This window comes from Oceanobacillus sp. FSL K6-0118 (assembly GCF_038006665.1).
GTDB lineage: Bacteria > Bacillota > Bacilli > Bacillales > Amphibacillaceae > Oceanobacillus > Oceanobacillus caeni.
In genome coordinates this window covers 891,983-909,951 of record NZ_JBBOVR010000001.1, presented here as the reverse complement: position 1 = coordinate 909,951, position 17,969 = coordinate 891,983, and the positions used below count along the sequence as shown (strand labels likewise).

Sequence of the window (17,969 nt, the reverse complement as noted above, 5' to 3'; positions counted from 1 at the left end):
TTATTCACCTCCTAATGAACGAGCTAATGCTTCAGCAGATTCAACATTGTCTTCATTAAAGAATTTTGCTTCCATTTCTTTAATCGGTCTTGTAATCCTACATTCTTCTGGTCTAGGAAACTTAATATATCCCTTTTCCATTACTGGACGCCATAACCTAACTTCTAATTGATTTCTTCCAGTCTCATCTGGATAATTAAAACCGTGTACCATTGTCCCTAATGGATAGTCTGCGTCTACTTCGTCATAGAATCCTTTACCACTTCCAAACTCGCAAGGTTCCACATACCCCTGACATTCTCTTGTACCAAGGAATATATCTCTCCTACCTCCAGCTTTCAATGATCGCTGAAGAATGCTAAAATGCTTTCCTTCATTCCGATCAAATTCCATATCAGGGCGGCTCATATTAAATTCAAAGTGGGCTTTTACCTGGTAATGCACATCCTTCAAATAGGTATAATTCGCAAGTGTATTTCCGCCGCCATACTCAATTGGCCGAATTCCTTTGGATTCCATCTGAATTGGTTTCATAACACGAAGTTCATCAATAATAAACATGATTGTTGGTTTCCAGTAAATAGATTCTACTATTCCTTTTAAAGCTTGGTAGGTTGGCACACTATAGGAAAGCTTCTCACCTCCAATTTTAGTAAGTGGGTCTGTGAAAAGGGCATAATCGCCAAATAACTCAAATTGGATTTCGTTTTTCATGGTTGGTTTCACCTCCTTTAAAGTGCATAGCTAGTCAATTTTCTATCTACTACTAAAATATGATTTATCAGTAGGATTTGTATAAATCCTACTGAAATATTTTTATTTAGGATTTCTATCCTTCCAAACTACTTGCCTTAATTGCATTAATTCAACTCTTATTAATCTAACTTGTTCTTCTAATCTTTGTAACTCCAATTTAGTACTCTCCAATATTTACGCACCCCTATCTTTTTTAGAATCATTGTAATTTATATAATACTCTAAAATCACTTTCAAATCAAGATTGGTTTTAATATTTTATATTATAATGAACTAATATTTTTCTTTAATATTTTGTTATAATATATATATATATATATATCGCTTTTTTAAGCGCGGATTGAAAAATTTGAATATACAATTGGAAACCTATCTGCAATAGATAGGTTTTTAATTCTAAAATGACATGAACCCCATCTCACCTTCCCCTTTCAAATCAACACCATAATCCTCACTGTACCAATTCTCCCTTAGCTCATAAATCATTCCTTCTAGATGCGGAACAATGGCATTATCCTGTTTTAATTGCCTTAATGCTTGTGAATATAAATTAACCGTGTATTGTTGCGCTTGCTTTAACAATTTTGATAAATCTTCTATTCTCTCAACACTATTTAACTTTGCGATAATTTCTTTTCCTTCGCCATAAGGTACAATTACAGAAGTTGTCTGTTGATCAATAACTTGGAAATGGTCAGCTGCCGTTTTATAACTTCCGGTTAAAGCTAATGGAAATTTTGTTTTATATTTCTTCTCATACGCTTTAAAGTAATCGCTTTCCCTTCGAGTAGTCATCAACAATTTCGTCATATCTTTTTCTACCTTAGGAATATAATAGTTTAAATCTGCTTCCATTTTTTTATAATAATGCTGAAAGTACTCATCCATCGCGGTTTGCGATAATAAGCTTTTGTCGTATTCATCAGCCTTCTTTTTATATCTCGCAAGAACATTACCTGTTATTTCCTTACCAGTTTTAATCTCTTTCAATTTCGAAAGTTTCTCATCAACATGATCAATCACATAAACATCTTGAACATCATCTTCTCCATGTCTATTACATCTTCCAGCTGCTTGAGCAATGGAATCAAGTCCTGCCAATGATCGAATCACACATTTAAAGCTTATATCAACACCAGCTTCAATCAATTGAGTTGTCACGCATATAAAAGGGGTTTTATTTTCCAGTAACTCCCTAATTTCGTTTAAAATATCTTTCCGATGTGCAGCACACATGGATGTACTTAAATGATAAACTGGCAATGGACTATTCTTTAATGCTTCGTATAGTTCCTTAACAACTGACTTTGTATTTAAAATAACAAGTGTACTTTGCCATGATTCTGCATTAGTATGAACCCAATCGGCTAACTGATTGTTATTCATCTGTTTACCTGTTCGATCAATAACTTCAACCCTTTTAAATGCTCTTGAAACCTCAGATAGATTTTGAACAATTTCTCCATCCCTATTTTTTAAAAGAAAATGATTTACATGCTCCAATGTTGGTTGAGTTGCAGTGCAAAGTAGAATGCTAGAGTGAGCATCTTTTTTTAAAAAGTTTAGCGCTTCATTAAAAAGAGATACACTTTTTGTCGGAACCTTTTGTACTTCGTCAAAGATAAGTACCGAATGACTTAAATTATGTAATCGTCGTGTATTTCTATTTCCTTTGGCATAAAATACATTTAAAAATTGGACCATTGTGGTAAAGATAACTGGACTATCCCAGTTATCACGTGCAAGCTTCAGTCTTTCCCTCTTTGTAATTAGACCATCTGAGAGTTCATCTTCTTCCTCTACTTCATCAATAACATTGGAATGATGCTCTAATATATGTATATCATCTTCCAATATCGTTCTAACTTCTTCCGCATTTTGTTCAATTATCGTTGTGAATGGTACAACATAGATAATCCGCTGCTTATTAAATTTTTGTGCATGTTTAAGCGCATATCGAAGGCTAGCTAGTGTTTTTCCTCCTCCTGTTGGAATTGACAAAGTATAAATACCAGAGGGTTTATCAGCAAATAAGTCACATTGCTCTGACATTTCTTGACGCAATTTGTTGATTTGCTCATTACTACTTTTATCCTTTTTAAAGGAATTGAGCTTATTCATTAATTTTTGATAGTATGAAGCAAACAAATTTTCGTTTTGTGAATCCTGTACTTCTCTTAATTTTTCTTCAAATTGCCTTGTATCTGTTCGATCGGCATCGACTAAACAGCTGAATATATATTTTGTTAGAAAGAAAATTTGTGTGGGGCTAGAATCCATAAAATGCATTAACTCATCCAAGGCATTGGATACATATTGTTTAAAGTCTTTCTCCGTTATGACCTCTTCGAAAAAGCGTTCAACAGCTAGTGAATATCCATCTAAATCTTTATCTCTTACACGTCTTAAAAAGTCAGAATTGATATCTGGGGAAATATAATCATGTAAGTTACTGTGGTGTGAAATAATAGCATTTCCGACTATTTCAGTTAATAGTTTTTCATATGGTGTATTTTTTTCATTATGGAACATGGAGAACAACAATTTTCCTCCGGCTGTCGAATGATCAACTTCTCCACGTTTTATTTCAGCGGTTTCTGGGTGAAAAGCTACTTGTTTTATGTATTTTTGAAAAATATCTGTATACTTTCCCAAGTCATGAAGCAGGCCTGCTAAACCAGCAACATGTGTAAGTCCTAACTTTCCGCCAAATACCTCAGCTAAATGTTTAACACCATTTAAATGCTCGGAAACGGTTTGAATTTCCTTATCACTTTCACGCACATGGGCAATATAGACCATTTTAAACCTCCTTTAATAATTCCATAAATAAATAGTACCACTAAATGGATAAATTAACAGTATTTGGTTACTAAATTTTCACATTATCGTATTTTAATCTATTCCTATGAAATGCTAATAGTATGTTTGTATAATTTTGCTAGGGAGGTCGTTATTATTTTAGTTATGGTGCTAACCCTAAGCACACATAAAATCATTAATAGGTTAGCACCAAAAATAGCCTCGTTATATGTATTTCTTTGTGATATGATGTGTTTATATTATAAAAAGTTACATATTTTTGTTTAGAATATGTCTTTTTCAAAATGCATGTTCGCATTTTGGGCGAAATTCGCTGTCGCACTCTATATGGGTGCGTGGATTGAAATATCAATGTTTCAACCAAGAAAAATTCATCTTCGAGTCGCACTCTATATGGGTGCGTGGATTGAAATCAAAACGGATAAAGGAATTAAGAAGGAACAAGAAAGGTCGCACTCTATATGGGTGCGTGGATTGAAATTCTTTTATATCCTGCAGGATCATAGTCACCGCCGTCGCACTCTATATGGGTGCGTGGATTGAAATAACGATGGTTCCGATTGGTTCACGGTCACATACGTCGCACTCTATATGGGTGCGTGGATTGAAATGCCGACTTCTCGAGGACAATCCCAATGTCCTTCATGTCGCACTCTATATGGGTGCGTGGATTGAAATCAATTCTAAGTTTTAATTATGCCCCCCTATATGCAGTCGCACTCTATATGGGTGCGTGGATTGAAATTATCTATTACAATACATCTTATCCGTATTATATCGTCGCACTCTATATGGGTGCGTGGATTGAAATTTATTATTAAGTGCCACACCTTCCAGTAATGGTTGTCGCACTCTATATGGGTGCGTGGATTGAAATAAGTCCCTTGTCGTAGGAGAACTTAATCCGAACTAGTCGCACTCTATATGGGTGCGTGGATTGAAATTTCCAAGCCAAGCAATACAACGCGGTCCTCAAGTGTCGCACTCTATATGGGTGCGTGGATTGAAATAGTAGGTGCATATACTTTACTAATCCCATTACCAAGTCGCACTCTATATGGGTGCGTGGATTGAAATTTCGATGCTCCACCAGAAAAAGTATTAGGTAAACCGTCGCACTCTATATGGGTGCGTGGATTGAAATTAGGGTGCAATTTTGAATGACCTAGTTCGTGGGCGTCGCACTCTATATGGGTGCGTGGATTGAAATTGCTATTGCGGGGTATTCACGGCCTGTTAAATCTGTCGCACTCTATATGGGTGCGTGGATTGAAATAGACGTACCGACTATCTTGGGTCTTAACAAATATGTCGCACTCTATATGGGTGCGTGGATTGAAATAGCATGTTCAATAGCATAAGTTAATCCACCATAAAGTCGCACTCTATATGGGTGCGTGGATTGAAATTCCATTTTTGTTGTCCCCGTCTACGTACCATTGAGTCGCACTCTATATGGGTGCGTGGATTGAAATTCCATTTTTGTTGTCCCCGTCTACGTACCATTGAGTCGCACTCTATATGGGTGCGTGGATTGAAATTTTAACTAAATGGATCCATTCGTTCATAGGTTTCGTCGCACTCTATATGGGTGCGTGGATTGAAATGATAATCATCTTAGGTGGCATGATGACGAACGGCTCGTCGCACTCTATATGGGTGCGTGGATTGAAATTACGGTCACATGACGTTCCGGAGGAGTTTCTAGGTCGCACTCTATATGGGTGCGTGGATTGAAATCGAACTCTAACGCCTTACCCAAATCCGACATGTAAAGTCGCACTCTATATGGGTGCGTGGATTGAAATACTAAGGAGATAGGTAGTAGAAATTTAGGGAATCGTCGCACTCTATATGGGTGCGTGGATTGAAATTCCAGATGATTTCCAAGCAGAAAACATTAATCAAGTCGCACTCTATATGGGTGCGTGGATTGAAATTAATTGTCGTTTCTAATGATTGTACTTCCGCTGTAGTCGCACTCTATATGGGTGCGTGGATTGAAATAGATTATAAAGAGCAAGATGAACTCAAAAAAATCTAGTCGCACTCTATATGGGTGCGTGGATTGAAATGGTCACTATCCTATTTTAATTTGGTACACTTTGTGTCGCACTCTATATGGGTGCGTGGATTGAAATTCGTTTCTAATGTTAAGCAAGGTTGGTCGAATATGGTCGCACTCTATATGGGTGCGTGGATTGAAATTCATCAAGCATGAGAAGTTCTACCACAAAGCGGGTCGCACTCTTTATGAGTGCGTGGATTGAAATGGCGTGTGCCCGATAGCAACGTATCGATAGATAAATATGATTTTTCAAAAAACGTCAATGGTATACTGAGGCCACTAAAAAGTGTCTTCCTTTAAAAACTACCTAACACTTTTTTAGTGGCCTTTGGTATTTGATATTCCTTTTCACAACATTCATCCTACAGACAGTATATTTTCATTATAAAAACCTCGTGTAACTCGGGATATAAGAGATAACTAAAAGCATATTATCCTTCATCAAAGGTTAAAAGTTGAAGAAATAATATTCACCTATTTGATTACTTTTATCGTGGATTCATAACCTAATATACTAAGCCAATAAACATATATAGCAAAAATTGACCGATGTAATGGGTCCATTTCATTACCGCATTCACATCAGCCAATTAACTACTTAATTAACCTCTAACTTTCTTACCTTAAATTTGAACAGTACTATTCCCTCGTCTCAACATTCCTTCCTTCAAAGTTATCAAGCAATGCACGCACTTCATCCGTTGTCTCTGTGCTCATTAATTGATTTCTTAATTCACCCGCTCCTCGTATCCCGCGAACATATATCTTAAAAAAGCGGCGAAGAGGTTTGAAGGAACGTGGTTCTAATTTTGAATATTTATCAAAAAGATCCAGATGCAACCTTAAGAGATCCAGTAATTCCTCACTACTGTGCTCTCTTGGCTCCTTTTCAAAAGCAAATGGATTTTTAAAAATACCACGACCAATCATCACGCCATCCACTCCAAATTCTTGAACGAGCTTCAAACCCGTTTGACGGTCAGGAATATCTCCATTAATTGTCAAAAGTGTATCTGGAGCTACCTCATCACGAAGTTTCTTAATTTCTGAGATTAACTCCCAATGAGCATCTACTTTACTCATTTCTTTTCTAGTACGCAGATGAATGGAAAGATTTGCAATATCTTGTTCGAATACATGTGTCAGCCAGTCGCGCCATTCTTCTATATTCGTGTAACCGAGCCTTGTCTTTACACTAACAGGCAATCCTCCTGCTTTTGCTGCTTGAATTAACTCCGCTGCAACTTCTGGACGACGAATAAGGCCACTTCCCTTTCCCTTTGTTGCCACATTAGGTACAGGGCATCCCATATTAATATCTACGCCCTGATAACCCATTTCAGCCATTCCAATACTCATTTGTCGAAAGTGTTCAGGCTTATCTCCCCATATATGAGCTACAATTGGTTGTTCATCCTCTGTAAAGGTCAAGCGCCCACGCACACTATATATTCCCTCTGGGTGGCAATAACTCTCCGTGTTTGTAAATTCTGTAAAAAACACATCAGGTCTGGCTGCTTCACTTACTACATGACGAAAAACAACATCCGTCACATCTTCCATTGGTGCCAATATAAAAAACGGTCGTGGTAAATCACGCCAAAAATTATCAGTCATAATCCAATCAAAATCCTTTCATAATGGGATAGCCTGTCCAAACCTTATCCCAAAATTAAAAAGCAAAATGTCCCTGCTTCCTTTACACTTATACCATGCTTAGGCACTTTTTATCAATGGATTGTTCATAAAAACTGGATATGAATCGGAAAAGTTTATTTTAATTAACATAATATAATAGTACACGGAAAAAGAACCATTTTAAGATCTTCCTTGTACACTTTCTATTAGCACAGCGTTCACCATATATTACTCCAATTTCATTAATATCATGTTTAGTTCAAAAAATGATTGAGGGAACTTATTGGGAGAAAAATGAAAAAATAGAAAGAGGGAAAGCACCTTGAAAAACTTTATCGATATAGGGATTGGAAGACTATTGAACAAAAGAAAACAGACTGAATCACTACTGGACCCAGTCGAAATTTTGATTGACTTTTGATTAGAAGAATACCTGGTATTATTTCTCACACCGTTCTATTCTCAGCAACATTTACTTCCACTTTACGTATGATAATCTCTGAAATCAACAAAAGAAACGGAAGAGCTATTAAGGAATATAGGAAAAATAATGGTAGATCCCCATTTACAAATTGAACAAATAATGTAATTGCATCCTTTTATATCTCCACCACGCTTCACTCCCCCAGAGATCAATAATTTAGATTTCCTCTTCAAAAGACAAGTTTAATGGTTCATCCAATAATTCCGATTGTATCTCCAAATTTGTTGTTTCCACATCTTTACCCACTTCTTCAAATGTAAACTGATCTACCCACACGTGACCACGACCCGATAAAATAATACCAAATGATATAGTAGAACTGCCTGAAGGAACATCTAAAACAATAGAGTAACGGTTCCAGTTCGTATCCCCTTTGATTGGGCGATTGCTCATGTTGTCGAACTGTAATACATCATCAAAAGCATTATCCACTCTCATCCACATACTAGAAAAGTACTCTACGTCTTTTGTCTTTAAAAAACAAGAAAGTCTGATTCGCTTCCCAATAAACTTGTCTGCTTTAAATTGCTGCATCATCGTGGCAAAGTTTGCGGAATCAAGCACGGTTTTAGACTTTAAATAACCTGATGCCTTCCCCTGATGAACTACCGCACGATCAATCCCCATTTCATAATTAAATAGATCTGAGCCACTTAAAAACCAACCTTTTACTTGTTTCTCCATATAAGATTCCTCCTTATTTTTTAGCATACCTGACATTAACCTTCGATATTGTCCAGGTGGCAAATGATAATATTTTTTGAATGCCCTTGTGAAAGCTTCCTGGGACTCAAAATGATAATAAAATGCAATATCAAGAATCCTTTTATTCGTATAGAGTAAAGCCGTTGAAGCATTTGCCAAACGTCTCATCCGAACATACTCGGTTATAGACATGCCAACTGCTGTACGGAAAATTCGATGGAAATGAAATTTAGAGAAGCCTGCTTGCTCCGCTATATCATCCATCGTTAGTGATTCATGCAGATGTTCTTCAATATAGTTTATCGTTTTATTAATTATCCCTTCATATTGAATGACTGCTTCCTCCCTTCATTAATAGAATATCAAATATCAAAAGGAGATTTTTTGATTATTCTTGCGGATATTTAATTTTTAATTAGGATGAATCTTAACCGGACGCCAAATGATATATATATCGACATAAAAAGATACATTTCTTTTTTATAGGCTATGATAGAATTGTCTTGCAATATAATTTCTTATCCTTTCCTTATTTACTGTTCCAACTGTTACACAGAAATAACCTCTTGCCCATTAATGCTGTCCAACATTTCTTCTTTAGTTTAGGAAATTGATTCAGAGGTAGATTTGGTATAAAATATTTGACAAAATAATTATTCTATGCTATAATTGACGAAATATATAGATTGAATTATAATGAGATTCTCCTGGCCAGGGGAATCTCATTTTTCTATTGAAGGAGGACACTTGCATGAAACAAGATAAGTCCAGTTTAACTTCATTAATATCTGCTTTTGGTCGTGCATATCATAGTCAATTTGATACACCAAAGATCTTTAACGACCATATCGCTAACGATTTAATAACGCAAAAAGAGTTTGATGACATTAAAACGAATATGGTTCAAGGGATAGGATTCTTCAACAAAGAAAAAGCACAACTTTTAAATGGAGATAAGGATGAAATATTAAAATGGATCACACAAGTCCAACTTTCACCAACCCCTTTAGCACGCGCTGCATTTTGTGAGAAAGTGTTGCTTCATGAAATTAAGTTAGGGGTGAAACAATACGTTATACTTGGAGCTGGACTAGATACCTTTTGTTTTCGTCACCCAGAACTGAAAAATAGCATCGAAATATTTGAAATCGATCATCCAGCGACACAAGCATTTAAGATAAAACGATTGTCAAACGCTCATTTAGAAATACCACACAATCTCCATTTTATTTCGATGGACTTCACCAAAGAATTTACTTACCGAAATCTAATAAATAAGGGTTTTAGCAACCATAAAACATTCTTTAGTCTTTTAGGAGTTTCCTATTATTTAACGAAAGAGGAAAACTCAAGATTACTGAAAAACTTATTTGCTGAAGTTCCAATAGGTAGTTCTATCGTTTTTGATTATGCTGATGAAACCCTATTTAATGTGAACGGAAAATCAAATAGGGTTTCAAACATGGTAAAAATGGCATCAGCAAGTGGGGAACCAATGAAGTCTGGTTTTTCATATAATGAAGTTGAAAATATGTTAGAAAGAGCAGGATTACTTATTTATGAACATTTATCGCCAAGCGAAATTGATAAAACATACTTCGCCAATCGAAGCGACTACCTTTCTGCCTTTGAAACGATTCATTATATACATGCTGTAAAGAAATAACTTATCGTAAAGCTGCCGTCCACTTAATCGTTAAAGTCCGGACGGCTTTTTTATTACTAATGGAAATTCTAGTTTCGATCCGAACTAACCATTCACACCTGTTTATGTTAGTACGTAAGGAAAGCAACAGGTTACCTTTTCCCAATTTTATTTCAACCTTTTAACCTCACACTATAAAAACGCATCTGTTCAAGACTACCTTTCGACTCAAATACTCCAGCTTCAATCAGCTTTCTAATTCGATATTCGAGAAACGTATCCCCTATGTATTGGTCTAAATGCCCCAGTACCTCACCGATTACCCTTGCTGATTTTATAAATTCCTTTGTCACTTGTTTACCATGCAGCTTTTTAACTTTCTTTATAATAATTCCATCATAATAGTCTTCAGAAACACTCTGTATCCTTCCATTTCTCCAAATTCTTAATGTTTCTTGACTTTCTGAAAGGGCTAACCATTCATTTTCTAAGTCCTCTCTATCATGATCTGTAAGAAGCTTCCCATAATCCTGTTCATAAATAACCTGTAGCTTCTCAGGAGGAATTTCACCTGTGTGGAGTAGCGTATATTTAGCTTTTTTCACCCTAAAAAGCTCTTCATATGCTTTTGTTGTGTTAATAATAGTGATGTCAATATTTTTTTCCTTTAAAAGATGCATAATAAATCGTAGTCCTGTCTGTTCATGTGCGTTATTAGATGCCCAAATGGTTACATGAACTCCTTCAGGTATAGAGTTAATTCGATTCATTGCCTTTTCAAAGCAGTGAGTATAATCGGCATATTCACCAAACTCTTCACTCATACACTTCTCCATCCAACCAAATCTGAATTTAACTCCAGCTTCCTCATGCAACTTCCAGACTGGACCAACAGAGAAAGTGTCCCAAAAAGAAATGATCCTTTCCTTTTTATCAAGACCCATTTCTTTTAACGCAGCTTTCAAACAACCTGAAGCTGATGCACTCGATAGAATATGTATCATCCTTTATTTTCTCCTTTTTGACCATTCGGAATCGCCCCAGTTTATCTAAACTTGGTATGGCCTTTTTAATTCCATTCAATTGTTTAGTTAATACTACATTGTATCTCAAATACCATGATCACGCCGAATTTCCGAAAAAGCCTTTGCAACTGATTTTGTATCTCCTTGTATGAAATCCGTATATCCTTTTTCCAACTCAGCATTCACCTCTGATTCTGTGACATCCTCTCGGCATTAAAATACCGAGCTTCCAAAGTGGAAACCTCTTAAAAGGAGGCGGAAGCGGTTCACTAGGGTGGGAGCTTGTCTCACGACAATCCCATGTTGTTCCATTTCTGACCCACCTTCCAACATGACCGCCATACCCCATGCCACTTGGGGCTCCTAGGTTGGATTGTACCAACTAGGCACTTGGTCTATAACACGAACCTATCTCACGACTGTTCCGTGTTACCCCGCCAAGCTTGTGCTACGTGCAATATTATTTGCAGCATTCAAATCAGCATGACACGTATAATTACATTTTACGCAGTGGAATTTAATACCATTGCGATTTTTCCTTTCTGCATGACCGCAACATCCGCAAATTTGGCCTGTTTGATAAGGGTTAATATCTACAACTGGGATATTGTATTTTGAAGCCTTTTCTTTGATGAACTGTTTTAATTGATAGAAAGACCACGAATGAATGGTTTTATCTGCTCTCTTCATGCTACGACATGTTTTTCAAATATCGTCTAATGCTTCCATTTTTATGATTGGGTTATCAAATTGTAGAGAGAGATCTACTATATCTTTGGCTAGTTTTCGGTTATAATCTTTCATCCACTGTCTTTCTTTTTTACCTATACGTTTCATGACGCGCAGCGCCTTTGCTTTACCTAACGAACGTCGTAGGGAACGAAAATGACGTCGCATATAACCGACTTCTTTACCAGAGAAAAATTGTCTTCTACCACTAAGAAGCTCAGAGACGACCGCAATATGTCGCAACCCTAAGTCCACACCAATAGATGTATAGTTTTCAAAGATGCGTTTATGTTTCTTTCCAAAGTCTAGTTCTGAACTTATTTGTATTGGAATCGCCACATACCAATGTTTCCCTTTACGTAACAATTCCATGGTTCCACGAAATCCTTTCCTTTTTTGCGTTAAAAATGAAAAAAACGTTTGTACATCTTTTGTTTCTACTACTGGCAGTGCCTTTTTCCCCATATTTGAGGTAAAGGCAATGTACCATCTTCCGTTTTTCTCTATGGAATTCCAATTTTGATTATTTATTTTCACGCCAAGTGATTCTTTAAAAACAGGAATCGTCGCTGCTCTCCCCTTTTTATAATCAGAAACAGCTTTTTTTGCGCGTCGTAGCCATATTTTCACCTCCATATGGGAAATTTTACCAAACACACGTTCGGTTATCAACCTAAAAGGCCTTGGATAACAAAGTTGTTCAAAAAATAAACTTGGCATTCATCCCCTCATTAAAATAAGGGGCGTTCTGCCAAGTTCGTAAACTAGAAACTCCAACAGCTTTTGTAGCAGGAATCTTAAACGACCACCTGCTAAAGCAGATGTAATACGTCATAGACGAAAATTCCATTGTTGCTAAATTCCATTGTTGCTAAATTCCACGCTTGTCCATGTCGAATCATATAGTTGATTCATAAACTATTATATATTCACAGGAAGGAGGGGGTTCTATGGGCTACGAAGGTGGCGGATATGGTATGGGAGCAGGATTTGCATTGATCGTTGTACTTTTCATCCTGCTTATCATTGTTGGTGCTTCATATGTTGGGGGTGGATATTAATCCTTAAAGAGAAGTGTTTATCGCACTTCTCACCTTATTTATTTTTTCATCGTTTTAGAACCCTGAGTGGCAATATATCTTTCATCTTCTATTTATAATCACAACTCACTATTCTTACTAATCAATCCTATAAATATATGCACCAATTACTCGAGTACATTAGGTCGCTAGGACTCTTTATACGTAACTAAAAAAGGGGTAAACAAAGAGCCGATTATAAAAATAAAAAAAGCTATACCAAGTGTCACAATAATATTGCTAAAAGGGGACAGGAAGTGACCAAAGATTAGCATTGGAAGAATAGTGAAAGAGACAAAAATGAACCTACTAGGAATCGTTATCTTATGTATCGTATTGCATTCGTTACATTTAATAGGTTTATAATTCCAAAACAAAGATTTATAGATTCTACTCCAGCTAAATTCTGCATTACAGTTCTCACAACTTTGCAAAACATAACACCTCAATTTCACTTTCTAATTTTCCCCATTGACCATATTCTGCCTTTATTAATTTGCAATTGTTAGGGAGGCAGTAACTTGCTCTCCTTTTTAATTCTCTAATATATGCTGCCGTTTTCAAAGTAACGTCCCCTTTAGTTTTAGCACGCTTTTTTTCACAACATAACCTACAACTTATAACAACGCTTCTATTGGAAATGCAATTACTATTCCTAATGGTATGGATAACCACATGATATTAATGGATGTATGAAATTTTCTAGGAAAGAGAAAGAGAAACAGCACACCAACTAACCATATTGCTAAAACAAAGAAGAAGAATGGAGCTACAAATGTGTCATCCGTATAATTCTCCGCAATTGTTCCAGAAGCGAAAAATGTAGATACAAAAAGTGCAATAATTCCACTAAAAACAGTATGGAAAACAATAGTCGTCTTGTTAATTTTCAAAAATAAATCAATCCTTTTCTTTTATTTGCTTTAGTAATTCAATTATTTCTTGTTGTTGTTTATATCGTTTTCTAAGCTGCCCTTCTATTGATAAAAGAGTCATAACTATTACGATAAAACCTAAAAGTACCAAACTACAACGCCCTCCACTCTCACTCTTTCTTTTCAACCCTACCTTCACTGTCCATCACATTAAGTACAATTGAACCTAAAAAAACGTTTCATGACTAGAACAATACTGCACTTAACACAACAAGTAAACTCGACAACCCCCTGTCCATCCATTGCGCCTAATAGTTGAGCAAAAAACTATTTCGACTCCATTGAAAAAGTTTCTTCTTTTCCTTTCCCCCATTCTATCGTCACTTGGATAGGTGTGTCTGTATCCGTAATCGCACAACCTGAGCATTTAGATGGAAACTTAACAGTTGCACCTTTGTATTCACTTTCATTTAAGACCGTTTCACCATCATTTATAACAATTTTTAAATTCTCAATTACCATATCTTTTTTTGCCTTTTTATATCCAAAAACATATTCCCCAATTTCTGTTGAGGTTCATACAACTAATCCCCCTTTAAATTCTTGAGTTATCCTTATTCAACAACTGCCCAACAGATTGATAACTCATTTTTAGTGAGACATTATCCCACATTATATTTATTTAGATCATCCACAATGATTGAAAGCATTATTTTATTCCGCTATTTGGTAATCCTTTATCCTATTACTTTGCCATTATATGTTACTACGGATTGGGAAAAGTAAAGTTTCACTATATCTGGGCTGGTCAAGAATTGAAAAAAATATTGAACCAATAAAAAGGGCTGAACCCTTATATATAGGATTCAGCCTAAAATCTTGATTGGTTTTCTAAATCTGGTCTTATTAAGCAATTACAATATTTTGATATACCCTTCTGTTCCATTCACAAGAATTCGTTGCCCATCTTTTATCTGTTTTGTAGCATTTTCCACGCCAACAACTGCAGGTAAGCCATATTCGCGTGCAATAACTGCTCCGTGGGTCATCAGTCCGCCAACCTCAGTGACGAGACCTTTTATCGATACAAACAATGGTGTCCAGCTAGGGTCAGTAAAGGCAGTAACTAATATATCTCCCTCTTCTAAATCAGCTTCTTCCATGTTTAAGATGACTCGAGCACGTTCCTCTATAACTCCTGAAGAGACAGGTAGACCCACTTTTGCTTCGTCTGGGAGATTTTCTCGTTTATACTTACCTGTAATGATTTCACCATCAGAGGTGATCACACGCGGAGGAGTTAGTTTTTCATATAATTTGTAATCGTCTTTTCGCTTGTTGATGATCTGGTAATCCAGTTTATTCGTGCGTACGACTTCATGAAGTTCTTCAAAAGTGAGATAGTATATATCTTCTTTTTCATGAATAATGTCCGCTTGTACGAGTTGTTCGGCTTCTTTCAGTAATGCCTGCTTATAAACAAAGTAACGACTAATCATACCGTATTTCGGATATTCACGATATCCGATGAAATTCCGGATGAGGTCAATCATCCGCTTTGTTTCTGTCGCTTTTTGTTCACCATCCGGTAATTGTTTCAATTGGTCTAATAACTCTTGTTCCTTTTTCAAAGCCTCTTGTCGCCCTTGCTCAAATTTCCGTTTGCTGGCATTAGGCTCAAAGTTTTTGATATTACTAAGAATCATGGAGATAAGTGTAATTGGTTTTTCGCTCCAACGGGTTTTCGTCATATCGATTTCGCCGACACATCGCATTCCGTATTTGTTCAGGTAAGCTGTTATCGCATCTTGGGCTTCCTGTCCACCTTCAAACTTTACCAGCTCATCCAAAAAGTTATCATTTTTTACACCCTGTAAATAAGCTATTAATTCTGGATAAGGACGAATTACATCTGCGACATCCAATAGTGCTAGACCCATTTCCGAAGTAATATTATTTGGTACAGATTGAGAAAGTGTGTCCGCTGCATTTTTTCCCCTAACCATTCGTTCATTTTTTCATTTATCCATGTTGAAGCATTCATAGCTGCCATAAATACCGCTGAACTTTGTGGGTCAAACAACAACTTCTTTAATTCCTGAATATCCTCAAGAATAAAATCAAATAAATTTGTTCCTGACTTCGTTCGGATGTTCTGTTTTAACTGTTTTATCGATTCTTGACTATGCTTAATCAAATCAGACACGATAGATGGATTGTTTTCGATTTGTGCCTGCATATCTATATTGCCTCTTGTGGGACTCGGTGCTTTATGATCATTTGGTAACCATTTTATAAAGTTTTCCCGTTCAATGATGTTCATGAGTGCGTCTTTCATAAGCGGATCATGCTGTCCCATGCCATTTAATAACATGTTTCTACTGACAGGGGAAGCAAGCTGATCTGTAACATCAACAAACAACCTTCCACCAGCTTTACGCATTGGCGCAGGAGTTGTTAATAGCCAAAAAGATAATCCCAACGGCTTCATGGGGTCAGTCATCATTTGTTGATGACCGACAGATACGTAAACACGTTTTTCATCATCATTCGTTTCAGGGATAGGGAAAAGCCTTGTGATTGGGCGACTCTGAACAATAAAAAATGTGCCATCGACCAAAGATCATTCGATATCTTGTGGAAAACCAAAATAAGCCTCGATCTGTCTTCCGATGCGTGCCAATTGTAAAATCTGTCCGTTAGTAAGTGATATTGTATCTATAAAGTAGACAATTTTAGAAAGTGTCCTATTCATTTGATAATCTTATATATAGAATTAGATAGAAAATAGGGGATGAATATGACAAGACAACTAAAAAGATACAGTTATGAATTAAAGAAAAAAGTGGTTGAAAAGTATTTTGAGGGGTATGCAATCCGAGATTTGATAAAGGAATATAACATTAGTGCACCTCGAGTAGCGAATCGGTGGGTTAATAAGGTACGTGAAGGAGGTTATGAAGCGTTAAAAGATACAAGAGGTATGAAAAGCATAGGTAAACAGAAACGAAAAGAAGAGGAAACCAAAGATGAGCTTATCGAACGACAAGCATTACAAATCGAATATTTAAAAAAGCTTTTGGAGCTGGAAAGGATGTGAGAAAGCAGAAAGAGGTACAATTTGCCTTTATAGAAGCAAATGAGAAAGATTATCCTGTTACGATGTTAGTGCAACTGACTGATGTATCACGATCTGGTTATTACAAATGGAAAAAACGTGGAGGGGGTAGTGTGCAGGCACAAAAGGACGAAGAATTATACAACTATATCATCCAATTACATCATAAACACCGTGGTACATTGGGAAGAAAAAGAATGAAAATGGCATTAAAGGAGGAATATGACATTGAGGTTGGAGAGATGCGTGTCTCTAAAATCATGCGGAAATATGGTATTCGTTGTAAGATCCGCCAAAGGCGCTTTGTTAAGCGTAACGAGATAAATAAAAAAGTACCGAATATATTAAATCGAAACTTTCAAGCAAAGAAACCCGGAATGAAGTTTGCGATTGATATTACCTATTTACCAGTGATAGAGGGGCCAAACAAGAATCTTTATTTGTGTGCGATTAAAGATTTATTTCATGACGAGATTGTGGCGTATTCTATTAGTCAACGTCAGGATATAGAGCTTGTATACGAAGCGTTAGATCGTTTAAAAGAAAAAAAGTTTGTGAAAGGTGCCATTTTACATAGTGATCAAGGCACACAGTTCACAAACGCTGGTTATCAAATGCGTGTCAAAGAGATGGGCCTCACCCCATCCATGTCCCGCAGAGGCAACTGCTGGGACAACGCATGCATTGAAAACTTCTTTAGTCATTACAAGTGTGAAATAGAATGTTTTTTTGAAAACACAGAGACTGTATTCGAAGTTCAAAATGCGGCAAACCAATATATCCATTACTTTAATCATAATCGAATCAACACAAAATTACAAACGAGTCCTGTAAAATATATCAAGCGTTACGCAAGCTAAAAATGCACCGCAGGGAACCACAGCGGAGCTGCTTGCCCTTGCCTGGCATGCCTCTTCTTAGTGATTCGGTGTGTTGGGGATAGGGGCCCCCGACCAGCGAGAACTTAGAAGAGATGGTTCGTGGTACGCTCTGTGTGCGAATAGGGAGCTTTAATAGCTTTATT

At 36.5% G+C, this 17,969-nt stretch carries 14 protein-coding genes, 2 pseudogenes and 1 CRISPR repeat array; of the genes and pseudogenes, 4 read left to right on the top strand and 12 right to left on the bottom strand.

All coding sequences use genetic code 11. The features are described 5' to 3' along the window. The 5 genes and pseudogenes from cas5c to MHI02_RS18535 all read right to left on the bottom strand — a co-directional run. Positions 1-714, bottom strand: coding sequence for a type I-C CRISPR-associated protein Cas5c (cas5c, locus tag MHI02_RS04750; RefSeq protein WP_341165698.1), 714 nt, complete (start codon positions 712-714; stop codon positions 1-3). A 438-nt stretch (positions 715-1,152) separates the two neighbouring features. Further along, positions 1,153-3,558 carry a CRISPR-associated helicase Cas3' gene (gene cas3 / locus MHI02_RS04745; protein ID WP_341165697.1) on the bottom strand — a complete coding sequence of 802 codons (2,406 nt, stop codon included), beginning with the start codon at positions 3,556-3,558 and terminating at the stop codon, positions 1,153-1,155. Positions 3,559-3,894: 336 nt separating this feature from the next. After that, positions 3,895-5,852: direct repeats of the CRISPR family, unit length 32 nt; unit sequence GTCGCACTCTATATGGGTGCGTGGATTGAAAT. Between the two features lie 434 nt (positions 5,853-6,286). After that, a complete protein-coding gene (locus tag MHI02_RS04740) occupies positions 6,287-7,264 on the bottom strand; it encodes a tRNA dihydrouridine synthase (RefSeq protein ID WP_060669332.1) in 978 nt (325 codons plus the stop codon). A gap of 661 nt (positions 7,265-7,925) precedes the next feature. Then, on the bottom strand, positions 7,926-8,807 hold the full coding sequence (locus MHI02_RS04735; RefSeq protein ID WP_341166100.1) for a helix-turn-helix domain-containing protein: 882 nt from the start codon (positions 8,805-8,807) through the stop codon (positions 7,926-7,928). A 147-nt stretch (positions 8,808-8,954) separates the two neighbouring features. Further along, positions 8,955-9,038, bottom strand: a pseudogene (locus MHI02_RS18535) (hypothetical protein); the annotation flags it as partial. A 187-nt stretch (positions 9,039-9,225) separates the two neighbouring features. On the opposite strand from MHI02_RS18535, the gene MHI02_RS04730 reads away from it, so the two are divergent. After that, positions 9,226-10,140, top strand: coding sequence for a class I SAM-dependent methyltransferase (locus tag MHI02_RS04730; protein WP_341165696.1), 915 nt, complete (start codon positions 9,226-9,228; stop codon positions 10,138-10,140). Between the two features lie 152 nt (positions 10,141-10,292). Here MHI02_RS04730 and MHI02_RS04725 read toward each other — a convergent pair whose 3' ends face one another. The 3 genes from MHI02_RS04725 to MHI02_RS04715 form a co-directional block, all read right to left on the bottom strand. Further along, the gene (locus tag MHI02_RS04725) at positions 10,293-11,123 is read right to left on the bottom strand and encodes a DUF1835 domain-containing protein (protein WP_204798327.1); all 831 of its coding nucleotides are present in this window, start codon (positions 11,121-11,123) and stop codon (positions 10,293-10,295) included. 450 nt (positions 11,124-11,573) lie between these two features. Continuing rightward, a complete protein-coding gene (locus MHI02_RS04720; protein WP_204798326.1) occupies positions 11,574-11,834 on the bottom strand; it encodes a zinc ribbon domain-containing protein in 261 nt (86 codons plus the stop codon). A gap of 15 nt (positions 11,835-11,849) precedes the next feature. Further along, positions 11,850-12,593 carry a hypothetical protein gene (locus MHI02_RS04715; protein WP_341165695.1) on the bottom strand — a complete coding sequence of 248 codons (744 nt, stop codon included), beginning with the start codon at positions 12,591-12,593 and terminating at the stop codon, positions 11,850-11,852. Between the two features lie 257 nt (positions 12,594-12,850). Between MHI02_RS04715 and MHI02_RS04710 the strand changes: the two genes are divergently transcribed. Next, the gene (locus MHI02_RS04710) at positions 12,851-12,934 is read left to right on the top strand and encodes a YjcZ family sporulation protein (RefSeq protein WP_379566416.1); all 84 of its coding nucleotides are present in this window, start codon (positions 12,851-12,853) and stop codon (positions 12,932-12,934) included. Positions 12,935-13,101: 167 nt separating this feature from the next. Here the strand turns inward: MHI02_RS04710 and MHI02_RS18530 are convergent, their stop codons facing one another. From MHI02_RS18530 to ppsA, 4 genes and pseudogenes are all read right to left on the bottom strand, one after another. Next, positions 13,102-13,407: a TIGR04104 family putative zinc finger protein gene (locus MHI02_RS18530; RefSeq protein WP_083452578.1), complete on the bottom strand. Its 306-nt coding sequence runs from the start codon at positions 13,405-13,407 to the stop codon at positions 13,102-13,104. A gap of 162 nt (positions 13,408-13,569) precedes the next feature. Then, positions 13,570-13,845, bottom strand: coding sequence for a hypothetical protein (locus tag MHI02_RS04705; RefSeq protein ID WP_060668753.1), 276 nt, complete (start codon positions 13,843-13,845; stop codon positions 13,570-13,572). Between the two features lie 309 nt (positions 13,846-14,154). After that, positions 14,155-14,349, bottom strand: coding sequence for a hypothetical protein (locus tag MHI02_RS04700; RefSeq protein WP_060668752.1), 195 nt, complete (start codon positions 14,347-14,349; stop codon positions 14,155-14,157). Positions 14,350-14,741: 392 nt separating this feature from the next. Beyond that, a pseudogene (gene ppsA, locus MHI02_RS04695) lies at positions 14,742-16,537 on the bottom strand (phosphoenolpyruvate synthase); the annotation flags it as partial. Positions 16,538-16,627: 90 nt separating this feature from the next. Between ppsA and MHI02_RS04690 the strand changes: the two are divergent. After that, positions 16,628-16,927: a helix-turn-helix domain-containing protein gene (locus MHI02_RS04690; protein WP_052771789.1), complete on the top strand. Its 300-nt coding sequence runs from the start codon at positions 16,628-16,630 to the stop codon at positions 16,925-16,927. Then, a complete protein-coding gene (locus MHI02_RS04685) occupies positions 16,924-17,805 on the top strand; it encodes an IS3 family transposase (RefSeq protein WP_052771790.1) in 882 nt (293 codons plus the stop codon). Before MHI02_RS04690 ends, MHI02_RS04685 begins: the two co-directional genes overlap by 4 nt. The last annotated feature ends 164 nt before the right edge of the window (positions 17,806-17,969 follow it).